The organism is Ewingella sp. C233 (assembly GCF_055407225.1).
In genome coordinates, this window is sequence record NZ_JBUZRI010000001.1 from 1952463 (window position 1) to 1971851 (window position 19389).

Genomic DNA, 19389 nt, shown 5'->3' on the forward strand with positions numbered 1-19389 from the left:
CGCCGGGCTTTTTAATGGCTTCAATTTTATGGCATCAATCGAAGCGTTAGTTTTTACGCAGTGCCTTCACCTTATCAGCCGTGATGTCTGCCGGTAAACCGGCGAAAGTCACCCGCAGATAATTCACCATCTCAGCGATTTGCGCATCATTCAGACGGTCAGCAAAACCCGGCATAGATTGCATACTTTCACCACCGGGGAACTCCTGCGCCGGTAACCCGTCCAGTACTGAGATAATCAGGTTGCGACCATCCGGCTGGCGCAGCGTCGCGTTGTTTTGCATCGCTACCGCTACGTGCGGTTTACCTGAGCCATCGGCCGCATGACAACCCGAACACTGATCCAGATACGTGATGCGGCCGGCATCATTGCCCTGCCCAGCATTTGTCGGAATAGCAGCCGGAACGGCCGCTGGCGGCTGGTCGCCCATCAGATAAGTAGCCAATGCGCGGTGATCTTCCGGCGTCAGGAAGCGGGTACTCAGGCTGACCACTTTGTGCATCTCATCAAAGGCTGAACCCTGCGCGGCGATACCGGTGCCGAGGAAACGGCTGAGATCCGCCGGTGTCCAGCCACGCTGCGCCAGCGCCTCAGGGGTGATATTCGGCGCGGTAATGCGTCCGAGCGTTCCACCTTGCAGGTTTTCACTGAGCTGCATCTGCCCCAGCGCGCCGCGTGGCGTATGGCATTCGCCACAATGGCCCAGCACGTCAGTAAGATACTTTCCGCGCTGCCAGTCAGCAGAATCGCCCTGCGAGCTGGCTGGCATTGGATCTGCGGTGCGGAATAACAGGTTCCAGCCAATCATCGCCATGCGCTGGTTGAACGGGAAAGGCATCTCATTTTCCGGTACTGGCTGATTCACCGCCGGACGGGTCATCAGGTAGGCATACATGTCATCAGAATCCTGCCGCGTTACGCCTTTATAGGAGGTGTAAGGCATCGCCGGATAAAGATGACGGCCGCCCGGTGCCACGCCCTGAGTCAGCGCCAGATAGAAGTCATCTGAGGTCCAGCGTCCGATGCCGTCGTCCGCCGCTGGCGTCAGGTTGCTGCCAAAGATTTTGCCGAACGGCGTCTCTAGCGCATAACCTCCGGCGAGCGGTGCACCGCCGGAAGCGGTATGGCAAGCTGCGCAGTCCGAAGCCTGTATCAAATAACGTCCGCGGTCGATCTGCTGTGCGTCGGCTTTCACCTGTTGTACCGGTGCATCCAGACGGCGGTTTTCACGCCACCAGAGCACGGCCACAATCAGAATCACCAGCACGATTAACCCGAGAAAAACACGCTTTTTCATCACACCGGCTCCTTAATCAGACCCGGCGTTTTCAGCACCACATCACGCACGGCCTGGTAATAACGCACATAGCCGGTACAGCGACAGATATGGTTTTCAAGCGCCTTTTCGATCGCCTCTTCCAGGTCAGCTAGAGGGATCGGCTGCTTCGTCAGCCGCTCAATAAACAGCGTCGCTGCATTCACAAAGCCCGGTGTGCAGTAACCGCACTGGAAACTGTAATGTTCGAGAAACGCCTGCTGAACCGGCGATAGCTGAACTTCGCCTTTGTCATCCGTCGTCGCGTGCCCTTCAACCGTACGGACTTTTTTACCATTAAAGAAATGGGCGCCGGTGATGCAGGTGCGCACCTCTTCGCTGGTGCCGCTGTCGTGGTCAACAATCGCCACACAGGCGTGGCAGATGCCCTGTCCGCAGCCAAGACGGCAGCCGGTCAGGGCCACATATTCGTGCAAGAAGTCGATCATCATCAGGCCTTCAGGAACCTCCAGCGGGCCGTAATGTTGATTGTTAATGGTCAGCGACAGTGGCTGGGTTTTGATGCTCATTGTAAAACCTCACGAATATTTTCAGCACGGACAGGCAAATCACGGAAACGGTGGCCGGTGGCATGGGCGATGGCGTTTACCAGAGCCGCAACGACCGGGATCATCACCACCTCGGCCATGCCTTTTGGCGGATCGGTTTCCGACAGAGCAGGCAGTATGTCGCTGGTCTGTTTCCACACCGCCACATCACTGGCACGCGGCAGGTGGTAACGGTTGAAGTTCCAGGTACCGTCGCCCGGCCCGTCCTCATACAGCGGTAAATATTCATGCAATGCATGGCCGATACCCATCGCCAGCCCGCCCTGCAACTGGCCGGAGACCAGTTCAGGAACGATCATATTTCCACACTCCATAATGGAGTGATGGTTAAGCAACTCGACATTGCCAGTGGCGATATCCACCGCCACTTCGGTCAGCGTCCCAACCGCGCTGTAGTACGTCACCGAAGCGTTGTTGCGCTGCGTCGGCGGGTAAAACACGCTTTCGCGCGCCAGCGTCTTAAACTCACCCGCGCCGTTGCGCACGGACAATCCGTCCACCGGAATACGCTGACGGCTGTTGCTCAGGGTGAAATCAGCTTCGGCCCACTGCCAGCGGTTAAAGACGTGCACCGCGGCGCCGGTCAGCCCGCCCATGGCGTAGGCTTTTTTCGCCAAAATTTCCAGGCTGAGGATCTGCATACCATTGGCAGTCAGGCCGCCGTCGACCCAGCGCGCATCCTCTTTGCGTACGATATACGGTGCTGCTTGCCCGCCACCGATGCCGGTCTGCCAGATAGCCAGCGCGGCGGGCCACAGACCATGTTCGAAGATCAGACGCGCGGCTTCGCGGGTGCTGTGCGAGAAGTAATAGGCCGAGTTACTGGCGCTGGACGGCGAGCAATAGGACGGCGACCAGCGTGGATTGGTTTGCAGTTTGTCCTGATCTGCCTGCGACATAATGTACGGGTCACCACTGGTTTCCACCGGTAAGACTGACCAGTCCGTCACGGAGAAATGCGCTTCGTCAGCGGGTTTCCCCAACCACTGCGCGCACAGTACTGATTGCGATGTGGACATGCCGGTTCCCATCTCAGCGCCGCTGTGCCACAGGCTGATTTGGCCGTTTTCGCTCACTTCAACGCGGGCAAAAGAAGTTTCCGCGCCGGTACCGAAATCTTTTTGCACGCACCCGAAACCCACGCCGTAGCGCTTGCCCGGATACTGACTCTCGTACTCGCTTTTACGTTTTTGGCGCCCTGTCCACAGCGGGTGAACGGCCGCTTTCTCCAGCACTTCATCAGCGCGAATGGCACCCGCCGGGATCGCGCCCTGAGTGTTTTTCATGCCGGATTTGAGCACGTTGCGCAAGCGGAAGGCGATCGGATCGAGTTTCAGCTCGGCGGCCATTTCATCCATCATCATTTCGGTGGCAGCCATGCTTTGCAGCGTGCCGTAACCGCGTGCTGAACCGGCGTCCAGCGCCCGTGAGGCAAGACCCACAGCCGACAGATCACTTTTAGGGAAATAGTAAATGGACTGCGCCGCCGTTGCGCCCACCATGACGACAGACGGCGTGAAGTTGCTGCGCCCGCCGCCGTCGGCGGTCATCGCGGCATGGAATGACTGCAACATGCCGGTCTGACGGTTAACGGCAATGTCATAATTCATGTCGAAAGCATGGCGTTTCAATGATGACTGGAACTGCTCAAAACGGTCATTAGCCAGACGAACCGGCGTGCCGTCACCGTACATGGCGGCCACTGCGCCGTAGTAAGGGAAGTTGTAGTGATCCTTCGAACCATAGCCGACGGTGTAACACGGGTGCAGGATCAGCGTTTTAACGGTGCGGTGGCCTTTAGCCATCATGCGCGGCATTTCGTCGGCCACTTCCTGCGGCGACTGCGTTGGCACCACCATGTGCAGGGTTTGCGTTGCAGCGTCGTACCAGCCATTCGCGTTATCCGGCTCCAGCGCCGAGGTATCGACCGACTGCGTGGTATAGCGGCGGGACATCACCATCCACTCCGGCGGCGGCGATTTCAACTCATCAGCCATTTCACCGGCAAAGAACATACCCTGCTGGTCCAGCTTGCCGCCTTCACGGCCTTCCGGCCAGACCGGCAAATGTTTTCTCATGCTGACCGGGAATACCGGCATATCTTTCAGGCTGGAGAATTTATCGTCATCCGACGGTGTGGCACCACCGACACGGACAAAGCGGAAGGTGCCCCACGGGTCACGCTCCAGCGGTCCGGTTTCTGCGCCGTAGCGCACCACATTGTCTTTGAATTTAAGTGCGTCTTTGGCAAAGCGGAAGCGGGCGAAATCCTGATACACCAAAATAGCCACTGCTTGCCCGAGGTAGGCCGGCGTCTTGCCTTCCGGCAACAGCATGTCATCGCCGTAAAAGGCGGGGAAGGCCAGTCCGTCTCGCGCCAGAACGTCGGCAGTAACCAGCTGGTCAGGTTGCAGCTCGTCACCCAGAAGTGACAGGTCTAGCCCGGCGTACAGGCGGTCAGCCTTGGTGACGCGGATAATAAAAGCATGGGCCTGTTTTTGCGGCCAATGCGGCATATCCGTCGCGCGGATATCGCGGGCGAAGACTTTCTGCCCCATCACTTTGGCTTTACCGTCAATGCGGAAGCGGATGCGTTTGTTTTCAGCATCCCACTGTGGCGCTTGCAGTATTTTTTCTTCGAACAGCGCCGCATAAGCACGGCTGTGCAGCGGCGCGAGATACACGGACACACCAGCGATCACCGCGCTTTTTACAAAGCGACGCCGGGACGGGTTGAAGTTGCTCATAAATTTCCTTGCTACTTTTTGTCGTTTTTTTATGGCGATTTTTTCTTATACTCGAAAAATATCGCTTATAGCGGGCGATTATAGGGTGACGAATTACAAAACGGCATGACTAAAAACACATTTTTAATATTTCGTTTACACTGTTGCGCAAATAATACGATTGTTGCGTGGATGTTGCGCAAACTTAAAGCACTCGTCAAGCAGCCAACCTCAAAAGGCAGGACAAGCGTGGCAGGAATAATCATCCTCGCTGCTGGAACCGGTAGCCGGTTTAGCGCAGCGGGTGGAGAAGGCAATAAATTAAATGCCCTGTGCGAGGATGCCGCAGGCAATTTGGTGTGCGTGTTTTCAACGACCCTTCAGCAGGCTATGGAGACAGGGCTGGATGTGCATGTCGTGACTCGGCCGGAAAATACCCCGGTACAGCAGGCGTGTACCAAAGCGGGCGTGCCGGTGACGTTAATCAACAGCGCCGGAACCGGTGAGTCCATCGCCTCCGGCGTGCGCGCGACGGCAGGCTGGGATGGCTGGCTGATTCATCTCGCAGATATGCCTTTTGTTACCTCCCAGGTCATGTTGTCCGTCGCGGCAGGCTTGCAGAGCGCAGAGATCACCCGCCCCTTCTGGCGGGAAACGCCGGGGCATCCGGTCGGTTTTGGCCCTGCATTACGTGAAGAGTTACAACAACTCGCAGGCGATCAGGGTGCCCGTCAGCTGTTGCGCGATCGTCCCGTTCTGCGCATTGAAGCTGACACCCCGATGGTGATCGCGGATATCGATCTTCCTTCTCAACTTTGTCTTGCCGCTTCTGACAGGAATTCACATGCAGCATCTTGATAATCAGGTGATTGAACAGGCCAGCCTTTGGCTTTCAGAGCAGCCCGTCTGGCTTTGCACCGTATTGACGACTTACGGCTCCTCCCCTCGCGCGCCCGGCGCGTTGATGGCAGCGACGCAAAACGGGCTCTATTGCGGCTCACTGTCAGGCGGTTGCGTCGAAGAGAATTTCCTGCAACGGATCGCGGCTGGCGAGTATCAGGCGGCCAGTCAGGTCATCCGTTATGGGGAAGGCGGCTTGACGCCCAATGTCGCGCTACCCTGCGGCGGTTCGCTCGACGTACTGGTGGAGTATCTGCTGCCTGTGCAAAGCAACCGCGATCACCTGTCCCGTATGGCGCAGGCGTTGCAGGGCCATTACGCCATGAATAAAAGCCTGACCTTACCCGCGGCCTGTGACCATCTGGCACTGACCGGCTATCACAGCGATACGCAGGTCACGCGGGTGGGAAACACTATTACGCTGCACATCGCCGCCCCACCTCGTCTGCTGATTGCCGGTTTATCGAGCGTAGCGATGTACTGCGCAGATTTTGCCTGTGCGCTGGGGTTTGAAGTGGTCGTCTGTGAATGCCGCGAGGATGCACTGGAAAATTTTGCACCCACGCTGAAACCGGAAGTGAAACTGGAAAAAGTCTTCCCGGCCAAATATTTGGAAGAGACTGGCTGCCATGCTAACACCGCCATTGTGGCCCTGACGCATGATCCGCGTATGGATGACCTGACGCTGATGGAGGCCGTCAATACACCGGCATTTTATATCGGGGCGATGGGGTCACAGCTTAACAGCGCCCGCCGCCGCGAACGTTTACAGACCATCGCCCAGTTTGCGCCACAGGATTTTGCGCGTCTACATGCACCGGTCGGGCTGAATATTGGCAGTAAAACCCCGGCAGAGATTGCGCTGGCAGTTATGGCCGATATTGTGAAACACAAAAACGGCAATGCCTGAAAATAGAAAAGCCTGAGGGGGAATCCTCAGGCTTTCTTCTGTACGCATGTACGCATGTACGCAATCTTGCGTATCAGGTGCGGGTAAGCTGCAACTGGCCGCTTTTATCCAACGGGATTTGTGTGCCAGGATCGTGGTCCATTCGCACTTTTCCCTGCTGGTCGCCGATTTTGTAGGTCACGTCATAACCCAGATTCTTTTCTGACTTCTCATAGACCGTACTGCAACGTTGTTGCTGCGTGGTGTAAGTGTCACCTTCCTGCATGCTGCTCTGTACACGGTTACCGGCATAGCCGCCGCCCAAAGCACCTGCTACCGTCGCGACATCACGCCCGCGCCCACCACCAAACTGGTGGCCGAGAACGCCACCGGCAACGGCACCCAGAACAGAACCGGCAATTTGATGCTCATCCTGCACAGGGCGTCTGTGGGTCACTGTCACGTTACGACAATCCTGGCGTGGAGTTTTGACCGTTTCTTTTATTGGCGTCGCGCTGAGTACCTGAGCGTACTCCGGGCCTGAAGAAAAGACATTCATACTTGCTACTGCTGCAACGCCGAGCGCCGCAGCGACACCGATACCGACGCCAGCTAACATTGACTTGTTCACAGGACATCCTCCTGAAATGTTACCACGCATTCTGTGACCCTTTTGTGCCGGGCCTCCCTGCTTGTTAAACATTGGGATACCGCGTCGGGCGACAGGTCCTCAACCGGCAAAGCCTGATATTGAGGGATCGGCGTGCGTGAATCGCCGTCTGTAAACAAGATAAAGTTTGCACAAAGTTTTACATTTCGGCAATAAGACTCACGGACGAAAATAGCATCTGTAACTGGGAAAATGAGGGTTTAGGAAGATTCTTAGCGAACGAAGTTGCTTATGCGAAATCTTATGCTGAATGTTGTTTGGGTGATAAATAAACTTAAAAAGCCTGTTAATACAGGCTTTTAATAAGAATCGATTCAGCTTCTGGCGAAAAATATAAGCCGATTAGTGTAATTTAAGGCGCGGGCGGATCACCTTGTTAATTCCGCCTACCAGCATCATCAGCGCGGTTTTGGTGTAACCGTGCAAGGCAATCTGGTGCATTCGGTAGAGGGAAACATACACGAAACGCGCAATGCGCCCTTCTACCATCATCGAGCCTTTCATCAGGTTACCCATCAGGCTGCCAACGGTACTAAAGCGCGACAGTGAAACCAGAGAGCCGTGGTCTTTGTAGACGTACTCTTTCAGGCTCTGGCCTTTGCGCTGCGCCATAATATTGTCGAAACAACGTGACGCCATCTGGTGTGCTGACTGCGCACGCGGAGGCACGAAACCGCCACTTTTTTGCGGACAGGAGGCGCAGTCACCAATCGCAAAAATATTCAGGTCGCGGGTAGTTTGCAGCGTTGGCTCGACCACTAGCTGATTGATACGGTTCGTTTCCAGCCCGGCGATATCTTTCATGAAATCAGGCGCTTTAATCCCTGCCGCCCATACCATCAGATCAGCTTCAATAAATTCGCCGTCTTTGGTATTCAGACCGTTTTTATCTGCGCTGGTTACCATGGTTTTGGTCAGCACGCGCACGCCGAGTTTGGTCAGTTCCTGATGCGCCGCACCGGAGATCCGCGGCGGTAATGCAGGCAGGATACGCTCGCCGGCTTCCACCAGTGTGACGTTCAGCGCCTGGCTGTCGAGTCCCTCGAAACCGTAGCTGTGCAGCTGTTTCACCGCGTTATGCAGTTCAGCCGAAAGCTCAACGCCGGTCGCGCCGCCACCGACAATCGCAATGTTCACTTTCTTCTGTTTATCCGGGCTGGCAGAAAATTTCAGGAACAGGTTAAGCATTTCGTTGTGAAAACGGTGCGCCTGGTGCGGGTTATCGAGGAAGATACAGTTATCTTTCACGCCCGGCGTGCCAAAGTCATTTGACGCACTGCCGAGAGCCATTACCAGCGTGTCATAAGCGATATCGCGCGCAGGCACCAGCACTTCACCGTTTTTCTCATCGATAATCTCAGCCAGCTGAATGGTCTGCGCCTCGCGGTTGATGTCAACCAGTGAGCCGATCTGGAAATTAAAGCCGTGGTTACGGGCGTGGGCCAGATAGCTCAGCGCGTCCACACCGTCGTCAAGACTGCCGGTGGCGACTTCGTGCAGCAGCGGTTTCCACAGATGGCTGTGGTTACGGTCCACCAGCACAATTTCGGCTTTCTTTTTGCGGCCCAGTTTGCGACCTAAACTGGTTGCCAGTTCCAGACCACCGGCACCGCCGCCGATAATCACAATTTTCTTCATGGTTGTAGTCAACATGATCCCCTCAAATGTGAACCAATTGTTATCTAAGAGTAAAATTATTATCCTTAGAATACATAGGGTTGGCTTAAGTTAAATCGGTATCTTCCCCGAGAATAACATGCGTGGTGATTTGGTCATACCAAAATTGATGTACATCAATTTAATTCCATTCAGTGAAATTCCCTTAGTGATGTGGCACGGTTTTTGACCTTTTTGAATCAGGCGCTTAGAAGGGGGACATGGAAAAAATCTCATGATGATAGGAATGGCTGTAGCGATATTTTGTAAAAAAAAGGCCACAGACGTAGGTCTGTGGCCCCTTTGATTCATGATTATCCGCCAATCAGGCGAGGTTTTTAAAAGCTTTAACCCGCTGCAGATGCGTCGAGATATCTTTGAATTTGTGGCTTTGCTTATCATCCCATTCAATCTGATAGAAATGATGCAGCGCGGCAGCGGTTTTCTTACTGTCGAGGACGCCGTCTTCACGCGACAGAATGACCAGACAACGATCGCGGTTTTTCTCGCGGAAATCACTGACGCATTTAGTCGCAATGTCGAGATACTCTTCGGGACGGTCGATTTTGCCGGTCATGTTGTCCTGCGGCGAAAGGTTCGGGTTGAACATCACCTGACGGATACCGCAGAGATAACCAATGCGCTCAGCCCAAAACCCTCCCAGACCCACGCCGCAAATTAGCGCCCTGTCGTCTCCGGATTGCTGAATGGCCTTGGTCACTTCCTTCAGCAAATGCTGCATATCATGACGCGGATGCAGCGTGCTGTAACTGATAAACCGGACGTCCGGATCAATAAATTGCAACTGCAGCACCTTTTCATGGTTACCGGGGCTGGTTGAGTCAAAACCGTGCAAATAAATAATCATCGTTTTCCTCGTCCTTATTGTACGTTGAGAACATCAAGGTTAATGACGATGGGCTGCCATTTAACGTGCTGACTGTTTGTGATCCTGCCAGCGAGCGTCCAGTGCGGTTAACTCCCGGTTGGCAAGCTGCCAGCGGCTGGAGTTAAGCAGGTCCCGGCGCGCATCTTTACCCGTATATTTGCCACGATGGTACAACCCGGCAACTTTATCCGCTTTGACCGGAGACAGGTTATCCAACACGCTGATTGCCCCTTCGCGGTTGTTGCAGACCAAAATCATGTCGCAACCCGCATCCAGCGAAGCCTGCCCCCGTTCGGCATAACTGCCCATGATCGCCGCACCTTCCATAGAGAGATCGTCAGAGAAGATCACGCCATCAAAGCCGAGTTCCTGACGCAGAATTTTCTGTAGCCAGTACGGGGAACCACTGGCCGGGCGTGGATCTGCCTGAGTATAGATAACGTGCGCAGGCATCACCGCGTCGAGCAATTTCTTATCAATCAGCTCGCGGAAAATCGCCATGTCATGTTCGCGGATCACTTTTAGCGGACGATCATCGCGTGGCGTCTCTTTATGAGAATCTGCGGTGACGGCACCGTGGCCTGGGAAATGTTTGCCGGTGGTTTTCATCCCCGCTCCATGCATACCGAGAATAAATTGCTCCGCCATGCCCAGAGCCTTTGCCGGTTCAGCGTGGAAAGAGCGTTCGCCAATGGCCGCGCTGACGTGACCGATGTCGAGAACCGGAGCAAAGCTGATATCGATATCCATGGCAATCATCTCGGATGCCATCAGCCAACCCGCTTCTTTAGCCAGACGCTGGCCTTCGTGGCTTTCGTTAATCGCGGCAAAAGACTGAGCCGCCGGAACACGGGTAAAGCCTTCGCGGAAACGCTGGACCCTGCCCCCTTCCTGATCGACGGCCAGCACCAGACGATCGCGTGACGCTTCGCGGATCTGACGAATGAGTTCATGCAACTGTTCCACGTCGTGGTAGTTACGGGTGAACAAAATCAAACCGCCGACCAGCGGATGTTGCAAAATTTCGCGCTCTTCGGCATCCAGCTCATAGCTGGCAACGTCTAGCATTACGGGACCCACGTCAGTGCTCTCCTTCCATTATTTTGTTTTATTACCGGTGCGCCCGGTGGCGAATAATCGCTCACGCAGCGGTTGCGCCCAGTCTGAATAGATTTTGTCACCGGTCTGCCGCCAGCGCACTTCAAACCACATCAGCATCAGATAATCGACCCACGGCGTCCAGCACCTGACCTGTTGCGTCAGCCGCGCGATATCCCGGTAGCCACCGCAGGCAACGTAAGCGCGCAGAAAATCGTGCTGCCGCACCGGCGACCAGTCATTGCCGCGAAACAGCGCCGCCAGTTCGAGGGCTACATCGCCCCCAGCGGCGTACTCCCAGTCGATAAGCGTTAATTTTTGCTCATTACGCACCAGATTACCGGGATGCACATCCATATGTAACACCGCCATTTTCAACGGTACAGGTAACGGCTGGCGCATAAACTTACGATGTAAGCGCAACCAGGCAGGAGTCAGACGTCGACGGTCAATCTGCTGCCAGTAACGGGCAAACTGCTCGCGCAATGGTAGTCGGTAACCGCAGGGCACCAGCCGGTGCAAACTCACCAGCAACGCGGCGAGTTGCGGCTGATAATCCGTTTCGCTCCCTCCGCTTATCGGGCAGGTTTCACCCTCCAGCCACTCAACGACCAACCACGGAGGAGAAAACAACCTGATGCGCGGCGCAATAAGCAGCCCTGCGACATGCCGCAATATGCTCTTTTCCCGCTGGCGTTCCACGCCAAGCGCTGTTTTTTCTGCCGACTGCACTCTTGCCAGCCATGACTGAGTCGGTGTCTCGACTTTCCAGCTCTGCCCCGTCAGCCCGGCGACCGGGCTCAAATGAAAACCGGCGGAAAAAACCGCCGGAAGTTGTTGTTCAATAAGCTGTTCCAGCGCGCCCTTAATGCTGAACGGCACCGTTGCCAGACCAGACGATCTCGCCACTCGGCACGGTCATCATTTGCATTTTAAGCGTTGGGGCTTTTACGTCACCGGTTACGGTGCTGTAAAGCACGTATTGCGCATTGACGTAGCGCGCCAGCCCGATGGCCTTGCTGCGCGAGCCTAAGCTGTCATCCACGGATAATCCCAACGCCTGCTTGGCGGTTGCCAGTTGGGAGTCCGGTACCACCTGGAATTTATTGTTGGTTGCCAGCGCATCATGGAGCGCAGCCGTGGCTTTACTCACCGGCAGAGAACCGTTGGTGCTGTTTTTTACGCTGTCGAGCAACAGGACACTGCCCGCCTGCACGCCGTCGGCCTGAAGCATTTTCGCCACCATTGGCTGAACGCTGGCACTCCAGTTGATAGTCTGCTCTTTCGGCGGCTGTGGAACGGTTTCAACCGGTGGCTGCCCGGAAGTTTCCGGTGTACCTGGTTCAACGGTCACAGGTGCCGTGGGCTGTTGTGGCTCTGCCGGTTGTTGTTTCGTGGGCAAGGTACAACCACCAAGGATCAGGGCGGCCATCGCCACCATGAGGAAATACTTTTTCATCAACCTTCTCCGTACAGGAAATTAGAGGTAAAGGTAAACACGCACACTGTACGCATCAAGATTGCCATTCAGGGAGGAGATAACGAGATCTGAATTGGCAGGAACGGTGATGGTGCGTGCGTCGGCAATCGGCAGCAGGTCCAGCCCCTGTTTGTCATACCAGTAAAAGCGATAATGCAGTGTCACGGCGTGTGGCTGGCTGTTGCTCAGTATGCTGGTGGCCTGCTTGCGCCCATCCACTTCTGAAATTGACGGCGCACCGGGGATAATGCCCGCCGTCAGCACCGGCGATTCCATGATGACCGTTTGCTGGCTGTTCAGCGCAATATGCGGCGTACTGCTACAGCCCATCAGTACTATAACGGGTAACAACGCCATCAAAAATCGCATGGTCTTTCCTTTTCGGTGAGGAAGTATTACTGACGCGTAAGCAGCGGGCCAAGTGCACGGCCACCGACCAGATGCATATGGATGTGATATACCTCCTGACCACCGTCACGGTTGCAGTTAACAATCAGGCGATAGCCACTTTCGGCGATACCCTCCTGCTCGGCAATTTTAGCCGCGACGGTCATCATACGGCCCAGCGCCGCTTCATGCTCAACGGTAACATCGTTCATGGTAGGAATAAGGATATTAGGAATGATCAGAATATGGCTCGGTGCCTGTGGTGAAATATCACGGAACGCCGTCACCAGTTCATCCTGGTAAACCACATCGGCCGGGATCTCACGGCGGATAATTTTGCTGAAAATCGTCTCTTCGGCCATCTTGGCTCTCCTTCAAAACTCAAAAGCGGTGTACGCAGTATGAGTGACAATTTCCATTCCTTTCAACCTGATTACGCTTTTTACGACGTAAATGGCTTAGAAACCGCCAGCCGCAAGGCGAAATAGCCCTGCGCCGAATTTCAGGCATAAAAAAAGGAGGCCGCAGCCTCCTTTTTCTACACGCTAATCACCGATACGAAGATCAATGGTTACGCATGTACTCGTCCATATCGGTTTTCAGGTTATCAGACTTGGTACCAAAGATTGCCTGAACGCCAGAACCCGCAACCACAACCCCTGCTGCACCCAGTTTTTTCAGGCCAGCCTGATCCACTTTTGATATATCCGCTACGCTCACGCGCAGACGGGTGATACAGGCATCAAGGTTAGTGATGTTCTCTTTACCGCCAAACGCCTGAACCAGAGAAGCAGACATTTCTGAGCCGCCCTGCGTCGTTTGTTCGCTGGTAGTGTCTTCGCGGCCAGGTGTCTTCAGGTTCAATTTCACAATCAGGAATCGGAAGATACTGTAGTAAACCACCGCGTAAATCATACCAACAACCGGGAAGAGCCAGATACGGCTGCTGTTACCGCTCAGCACGATGAAGTCGATCAAACCGTGTGAGAAGCTGGTGCCGTCTCTCATCCCCAACAGGATACAGATTGGGAAAGCCAGCCCTGCCAGAATCGCGTGGATCACATACAGGATCGGCGCCACGAACATGAAGGAGAATTCGATTGGCTCGGTGATACCGGTCAGGAATGCCGTCAGCGCAGCGGAGATCATGATGCCGCCCACTTTCGCGCGGTTTTCAGGTTTCGCTGAATGCCAGATAGCAATTGCCGCGGCTGGCAGGCCATACATTTTGAACAGGAAGCCACCGGACAGTTTACCTGCCGTTGGGTCACCTGCCATGTAACGTGGGATATCACCGTGGAATACCTGACCCGCAGAGTTCACGTATTCGCCAATCTGCATCTGGAATGGAACGTTCCAGATATGGTGCAGGCCGAACGGCACCAGCGCACGTTCAACGACACCGTAAATACCGAATGCCACGACCGGGTTTTGATACGCAGCCCACTGGGAGAAGGTTTGGATTGCGCTGCCAATTGGAGGCCAGATAAAGGACAGAACCACACCCATGACGATCGCGGCCAGACCAGAGATGATCGGCACGAAACGTTTACCCGCGAAGAAGCCCAGATATTCAGGCAACTTGATGCGGTAGAAGCGGTTGAACATATAGGCCGCAATGGAACCGGCGATAATACCGCCAAGAACACCGGTATCAGCGAGGTGTTTAACCGCAATTTCTTCCGGTGGTAAATGCAGGATCAGAGGGGCGATAACGGCCATGGTTTTCACCATGATGCCATAAGCCACTACCGCTGCCAGTGCAGATACGCCGTCGTTATTAGTGAAACCAAGCGCGACGCCGATGGCAAAAATCAACGGCATATTGGCGAAGACTGAACCGCCCGCTTCCGCCATGACGTGGGAAACGATCAGTGGCAGCCAGCTGAAGTTTGCAGAACCGACGCCAAGCAGAATACCTGCAATGGGCAATACGGAAACTGGCAACATCAGCGATTTACCGACCTTCTGAAGGTTTGCAAACGCGTTCTTAAACATAATTGAGTGTGCTCCTGAGTAATGATGCTTTTGATACTTCTCACGGCGCCCCTTTATGTGAATCTGCGGGCTGCCGCGTTGCAAGATTATGAAAACCCTTGCGGTTTAGGGTGTCTAAGCACCCCTTCTGAATTTTTACGCAGGGTAAAATAATTCCCTTTGTTAATGTTTGATGGCAGTCACGTTTTTTCTAAAAATCGGCCTAACCTTGCTTAAAAGCGGCATATTTCTTAAAGAAAATCCGAATTCCTCATACCAAGCAACCCAAAACGGGTGTGCACATTACCCGTTCAGGCGATTAATTACGAGGCGTAAAATAAATCCAGTGCAAATGACTGCGCTTAAGAGGAGATCAGGGAGGAAGTATCGACGTGGAACAGCCGGGAAAAGTTCGCGGTTGTCGCTTCTGCGAGCTTTTCCAGACTGACGCCTTTCAGTACTGCAAGGTATTCAGCCACATCGCGCACGTAGGCGGGTTGATTCTCTTTACCACGGTGCGGAACGGGCGCCAGATACGGCGAGTCTGTTTCCACCAGCAGACGGTCGAGTGGCACATAGCGCGCAACTTCACGCAGCTGCTCGGCGTTACGGAAGGTCACAATGCCTGAGAACGAAATATAGAAGCCCAGATCCAACAGGAATTCTGCGGTCGGCAAATCCTCAGTAAAGCAGTGCAGCACGCCACCACATTCACCGGCATTTTCATCTTTTAGAATATCCAGTGTGTCCTGGCGCGCGTCACGCGTATGCACAATCACCGGCTTATTCAGTTCACGGCCAACGCGAATATGGTGGCGGAAGGAATCCTGCTGGAGTTTTAACTGATGCTCTTCTTTCTGGTAGAAGTAATCCAGCCCGGTTTCGCCCATCGCCACCACTTTCGGTGCCGCAGCCAGACGGCGCAGCTCTTCAAAGTCGTAACCTTCGTCGATGTTCAGCGGATGTACACCACAGGAAAACGCCACATCCTGGCGGTCACCAATCAATTGGGTCATCGCGGTATAACCCGGCAATGTGGTGGCCACAGCCAGCATAAATTTCACGTCGCGCTCACGCGCTTTTTCCAGAACTGCATCCACACCGCTGTGCAGCTCGTTGTAATCCAGACTGTCAAGGTGACAGTGGGAGTCGACTAAAAACATAATATTTAACTCGTTACGATGGTTTTTGCAGGTCGGTACGCGTCTTTTCCGCGCACCGTTGGGGATAATGAGAGTGGTGCTAATTCAGGGAGATATCCCATTCGAGCAGTTGCTCCGTCAGCAGCAGCTCCCGGTTCACGCCCACAATCGTCAGTAACTGCTGACGGCAATGCATCCAGGCCTGAACGCTTTTTTGCAGTGAATCATTGCTCTGTAAACCGGCGATCTGGGCTATCAGGGGCTGCTGATCGTGATTAATAATAAACTGAGCGGCATTTTGCTGCCATTTAATCGCGTCCAGTAACAACGAACAGAGCCACTGCAGACGATCGGCGACGTCATCGTGGTTGAGCTGAACCAGCAAAGAAAGCATATCGCGCTGCTGGCAGCTGCCCGCCAGTTGCTGACATAACGCCGCACGCTGTTTCCAACGTTCAGGTTGCAGCAACGCCAGCGCGGCCAGTGGCGTACCGTTGCTTAGACGCAATGCCGTTTTAATGGCTACGGGATCGGCACTAAGCTGGCGGCCAATCCACTGCGCTGCGGGCGCTTCCTCCGGAACCGGCAGATGCCAGTAGAAACAGCGGCTACGCAGCGTGGCAAGCAACCCCGATGTCTCACGGCAACCCATTAAGAAGTACGTCTTTGCCGGTGGCTCTTCCAGCGTCTTTAACAAGGCGTTGGCAGCGGCTTCCGTCAGCAATTCGGCCTGCGGCAGCCATACCACTTTTGCACCGCCCTGCTGCGAGTAGTTGTAGAGCGTTTCAATCAGTTGCCGTACCGGGTCAACACCCAGCGAGTTCTTGCCCTTTTCGGGCGTCAGGACGTGCCAGTCAGGATGATTACCGGCAATCATCAGCTGGCAGCTGTGGCATTTTCCACAACTCTTGTCGCCATCCTGATGCTGACACAAGAGCCAGCGGCTCAGGCCATAGACCAGCGCCTCATCACCCATACCCCCTGAGGCATGTATCAGTACCGCGTGATGCCCGCGGCCGGACTGATATTGACCGACCAACTGCCGGTAAGGGCCACTGAGCCACGGATACCAGGTCATTGCTGACCACCTTCCCCTAGCTTCTGGCTTTCAAACCATTGCAGCAAGGTCTGCCTGATTGAGGCGGTAACCTGCTCCAGAGACTGTGAGGCATCAATGGTTTTAATGCGGCTGTCTTCGGCTACCAGACTGAGATAACGCTCGCGCGTGCGTTCGAAGAACGGCAGCGCCTCTTTTTCGATGCGGTCCAGCTCACCGCGTGCACTGGCGCGTTGTAAGCCAATTTCCGGCGGCAAATCGAGATACAGCGTCAGGTCGGGGCGAAAATCGCCCAGTACGGTATCGCGTAATGAACGCATCAGTTGCGCATCAATACCGCGTCCCCCTCCCTGATAGGCCTGCGACGAGAGGTCGTGGCGGTCACCCACCACCCACGCCCCCCGAGCCAATGCGGGCAAGATGACCGTTTCTATCAGCTGGACGCGGGCAGCGTAGAGCATCAGCACTTCGGCCTTAACCGTAGGTTTGTCATCTTCAACACCACGTTTGAATAAATCCCGCAGCTTTTCGGCCAGCGGAGTACCACCCGGCTCGCGCGTAAACACGATATCTTCGATACCCAGACTGCGCAGTGTGTTAACGACGACGTCGCGCGCGGTAGTTTTGCCGGCCCCTTCCAGACCTTCGATAACGATAAACTTACTTTTCATTCTTATTCTTCAATGTCTCACGATACACACGCACCGCTTTATTGTGATTTTCGAGGTTAGTCGTAAAAGTATGCCCGCCTTTGCCATCAGCCACAAAGTAAAGGTAAGGCGTTTTGGCCGGATGCGCAGCGGCTTCGATTGACGCTTCGCTCGGCATGGCAATCGGCGACGGCGGTAAACCTGAAATCACATAAGTGTTATAGGGCGTCGGGGTCTCCAGAGCTTTACGGGTAATGCTGCCGGTATAACTTTCACCCATGCCGTAGATCACGGTCGGATCGGTTTGTAAACGCATGCCAATACGCAGGCGGTTGATGAAGACAGAAGCCACTTCAGGTCGCTCCTCTTTAACGGCCGTCTCTTTTTCAATAATGGACGCCATGGTCAACATTTCAGTCGGCGTTTTGTAAGGCAGAGATTCGTCGCGGCCTTGCCAGATCGTATCGACGGTTTTTACCATACGTTGGTGTGCGCGTTTAAGCAGGGACAAATCCGTCATGCCTGCGGTATAGAGATAGGTGTCCGGATACAGCCAGCCTTCCGCATTGGTGGTGTCTTTTACACCGATGGCTGCCGCGATCTCTTCACCGCTTTTACCGGTCAGTTCATGCTTCACGTAGGCTGAATTTTGCAATAACTTCATCCAGTCACTCAGTTTAAAGCCTTCAACAAAGCGCATGCTGAACTGGGCTTCCTTTCCGCTTTTGAGCAATTCGAGCATCTGACGTACGGTCATGCCCTTTTCAAAACGGTAAGTCCCCGCTTTGAACTCACTGAGTTCGGGCTCGATACGCAGCAGCCAGGAAAAATAAGGGTTGGCCTGCATCAGTTTATGTTTGACCAACAGTGTTTCCAGTACCACGCGCCCTGTACCCGCAGGCAGCGTAAAGATCGTTTCGCTGCTGACGTTGATTGGCCGGTCAGCAAAGCGCTGCACTTTATGATAGGCAAATGCAGCAGCACCGACTAACAGGATCAGGATAAGGGCGGAAATCTTGAGTTTTTTATTCTTCATAAACATTCACTTTAAACGCGTGGTTTTAGCAAACCTGATGTAAAAAATCGTACAACAGCGACGACGTAAAGTGCCATTCGTCTGCCTGTCGGACCGGCAGCACGGGCATCAGCGCGTTGCAAATAATTACCTCATCTGCTTCCTGCAGAATTTCAGGCGATTGTTTGACAACGGAAATCGTATAAATTCCCGATTGCGTGAGCAACGAGATAATGTGGTTGCGCATAATTCCAGAAACGCCAGAATCGCTGAGATCCGGGGTAAATACCTCATGACCTTTGCGCCAGAATATATTCGCGGCACAGCATTCTACCAGCATCCCCGAGGTGTCAACTACCAGTGCCTCATGGGCATATGTCTGGTCAAGATGCAGACGGATCATCACCTGCTCCAGCCGGTTAAGGTGCTTAATGCCCGCCAAAATTGGATTACGGCTTAATGCCACAGGACTTCGCGCAAGCGTGACTCCATGCTGCCGCCACTGCTGATAATGTGCCGGATAGTCCGAGACAGAAATAATGCGCGTCGGTGAGCTGCACCCTTGCGGGCTATAGCCCCGACCGCCCTCTCCCCGGCTGATGATAACTTTAACCACACCTTCGCCCTGCAGGCCGGCCGCGTAGTTCATTTCAGCCTCCAGTGCAGTCCAGTCAACGCCGTCAATCATTAAACGCTGCGAGGCGATTTTCAACCGCGAAATGTGCCCGGCCAGATGCTGAATGTTTCCGGCGACGATGCGTGCGGTGGTGAAACTTCCGTCACCAAATTGTATTGCGCGGTCGCCGGCGGCCAACAGTTTACCCGAGATACCATTAATCCACATTCTTACTCTCCCGTGTCCTGCTTTGCAGTATGGCAGCCGTAGAGCCTGAAGTATTTCAGATCGCCTGACAAGTAGAGCATTCCTGCTTTTCCAACAGGATATCAGGCAGCAAAAAGGCCCAAAAC

General features: G+C 54.4%; 19 protein-coding genes. 2 read left to right on the forward strand and 17 right to left on the reverse strand.

The window, feature by feature from the left end:
• Positions 1-46: 46 nt before the first annotated feature.
• The 3 genes from ACZRKO_RS08850 to ACZRKO_RS08860 are packed head-to-tail and all read right to left on the reverse strand — an operon-like array spanning position 47 to position 4631.
• A complete protein-coding gene (locus ACZRKO_RS08850) occupies positions 47-1297 on the reverse strand; it encodes a c-type cytochrome (RefSeq protein WP_463736829.1) in 1251 nt (416 codons plus the stop codon).
• A complete protein-coding gene (locus ACZRKO_RS08855) occupies positions 1297-1845 on the reverse strand; it encodes a (2Fe-2S)-binding protein (RefSeq protein ID WP_463736830.1) in 549 nt (182 codons plus the stop codon). The genes ACZRKO_RS08850 and ACZRKO_RS08855 overlap by 1 nt, the downstream gene beginning before the upstream one ends.
• Positions 1842-4631 carry a xanthine dehydrogenase family protein molybdopterin-binding subunit gene (locus tag ACZRKO_RS08860; protein ID WP_463736831.1) on the reverse strand — a complete coding sequence of 930 codons (2790 nt, stop codon included), beginning with the start codon at positions 4629-4631 and terminating at the stop codon, positions 1842-1844. Before ACZRKO_RS08860 ends, ACZRKO_RS08855 begins: the two co-directional genes overlap by 4 nt.
• Before the next feature lie 228 nt (positions 4632-4859).
• Here ACZRKO_RS08860 and ACZRKO_RS08865 point away from each other — a divergent pair, with 228 nt between their 5' ends.
• Together ACZRKO_RS08865 and ACZRKO_RS08870 are read left to right on the forward strand one after the other, a co-directional pair.
• Positions 4860-5468: a nucleotidyltransferase family protein gene (locus ACZRKO_RS08865; RefSeq protein ID WP_463736832.1), complete on the forward strand. Its 609-nt coding sequence runs from the start codon at positions 4860-4862 to the stop codon at positions 5466-5468.
• Positions 5455-6420, forward strand: coding sequence for an XdhC family protein (locus ACZRKO_RS08870; protein ID WP_463736833.1), 966 nt, complete (start codon positions 5455-5457; stop codon positions 6418-6420). Before ACZRKO_RS08865 ends, ACZRKO_RS08870 begins: the two co-directional genes overlap by 14 nt.
• Positions 6421-6493: 73 nt before the next feature.
• On the opposite strand, the gene ACZRKO_RS08875 is transcribed toward ACZRKO_RS08870, so the two are convergent.
• The 14 genes from ACZRKO_RS08875 to pabC all read right to left on the reverse strand — a co-directional run bounded on the left by ACZRKO_RS08875 (position 6494) and on the right by pabC (position 19264).
• Positions 6494-7030: a glycine zipper 2TM domain-containing protein gene (locus ACZRKO_RS08875; protein WP_463736834.1), complete on the reverse strand. Its 537-nt coding sequence runs from the start codon at positions 7028-7030 to the stop codon at positions 6494-6496.
• A 381-nt stretch (positions 7031-7411) separates the two neighbouring features.
• The gene (locus ACZRKO_RS08880) at positions 7412-8719 is read right to left on the reverse strand and encodes an NAD(P)/FAD-dependent oxidoreductase (protein ID WP_463737514.1); all 1308 of its coding nucleotides are present in this window, start codon (positions 8717-8719) and stop codon (positions 7412-7414) included.
• A gap of 331 nt (positions 8720-9050) precedes the next feature.
• Positions 9051-9593, reverse strand: a complete 543-nt coding sequence (ycfP, locus tag ACZRKO_RS08885; protein WP_463736835.1) for an alpha/beta hydrolase YcfP — start codon at positions 9591-9593, stop codon at positions 9051-9053.
• 60 nt (positions 9594-9653) lie between these two features.
• A complete protein-coding gene (gene nagZ / locus ACZRKO_RS08890) occupies positions 9654-10682 on the reverse strand; it encodes a beta-N-acetylhexosaminidase (protein WP_463736836.1) in 1029 nt (342 codons plus the stop codon).
• A gap of 30 nt (positions 10683-10712) precedes the next feature.
• Complete coding sequence (locus ACZRKO_RS08895; protein WP_463737515.1) at positions 10713-11558, reverse strand: phosphotransferase; 846 nt, start codon at positions 11556-11558, stop codon at positions 10713-10715.
• A 19-nt stretch (positions 11559-11577) separates the two neighbouring features.
• Positions 11578-12171, reverse strand: coding sequence for a penicillin-binding protein activator LpoB (gene lpoB / locus ACZRKO_RS08900; protein ID WP_463736837.1), 594 nt, complete (start codon positions 12169-12171; stop codon positions 11578-11580).
• Between the two features lie 21 nt (positions 12172-12192).
• A complete protein-coding gene (locus ACZRKO_RS08905) occupies positions 12193-12561 on the reverse strand; it encodes a YcfL family putative periplasmic lipoprotein (RefSeq protein WP_463736838.1) in 369 nt (122 codons plus the stop codon).
• Between the two features lie 26 nt (positions 12562-12587).
• On the reverse strand, positions 12588-12941 hold the full coding sequence (hinT, locus tag ACZRKO_RS08910; protein ID WP_463736839.1) for a purine nucleoside phosphoramidase: 354 nt from the start codon (positions 12939-12941) through the stop codon (positions 12588-12590).
• A gap of 202 nt (positions 12942-13143) precedes the next feature.
• Positions 13144-14577 (reverse strand): PTS glucose transporter subunit IIBC, encoded by a 1434-nt coding sequence (ptsG, locus tag ACZRKO_RS08915; protein ID WP_463736840.1) that lies wholly within the window; start codon positions 14575-14577, stop codon positions 13144-13146.
• Positions 14578-14918: 341 nt separating this feature from the next.
• A complete protein-coding gene (locus ACZRKO_RS08920) occupies positions 14919-15719 on the reverse strand; it encodes a metal-dependent hydrolase (protein ID WP_463736841.1) in 801 nt (266 codons plus the stop codon).
• 79 nt (positions 15720-15798) lie between these two features.
• Complete coding sequence (holB, locus tag ACZRKO_RS08925) at positions 15799-16776, reverse strand: DNA polymerase III subunit delta' (protein WP_463736842.1); 978 nt, start codon at positions 16774-16776, stop codon at positions 15799-15801.
• On the reverse strand, positions 16773-17426 hold the full coding sequence (gene tmk / locus ACZRKO_RS08930; protein WP_463736843.1) for a dTMP kinase: 654 nt from the start codon (positions 17424-17426) through the stop codon (positions 16773-16775). Before tmk ends, holB begins: the two co-directional genes overlap by 4 nt.
• Positions 17416-18441, reverse strand: a complete 1026-nt coding sequence (gene mltG / locus ACZRKO_RS08935; RefSeq protein ID WP_463736844.1) for an endolytic transglycosylase MltG — start codon at positions 18439-18441, stop codon at positions 17416-17418. The genes tmk and mltG overlap by 11 nt, the downstream gene beginning before the upstream one ends.
• A gap of 25 nt (positions 18442-18466) precedes the next feature.
• Positions 18467-19264, reverse strand: coding sequence for an aminodeoxychorismate lyase (gene pabC / locus ACZRKO_RS08940; protein WP_463736845.1), 798 nt, complete (start codon positions 19262-19264; stop codon positions 18467-18469).
• Between the last annotated feature and the right edge of the window lie 125 nt (positions 19265-19389).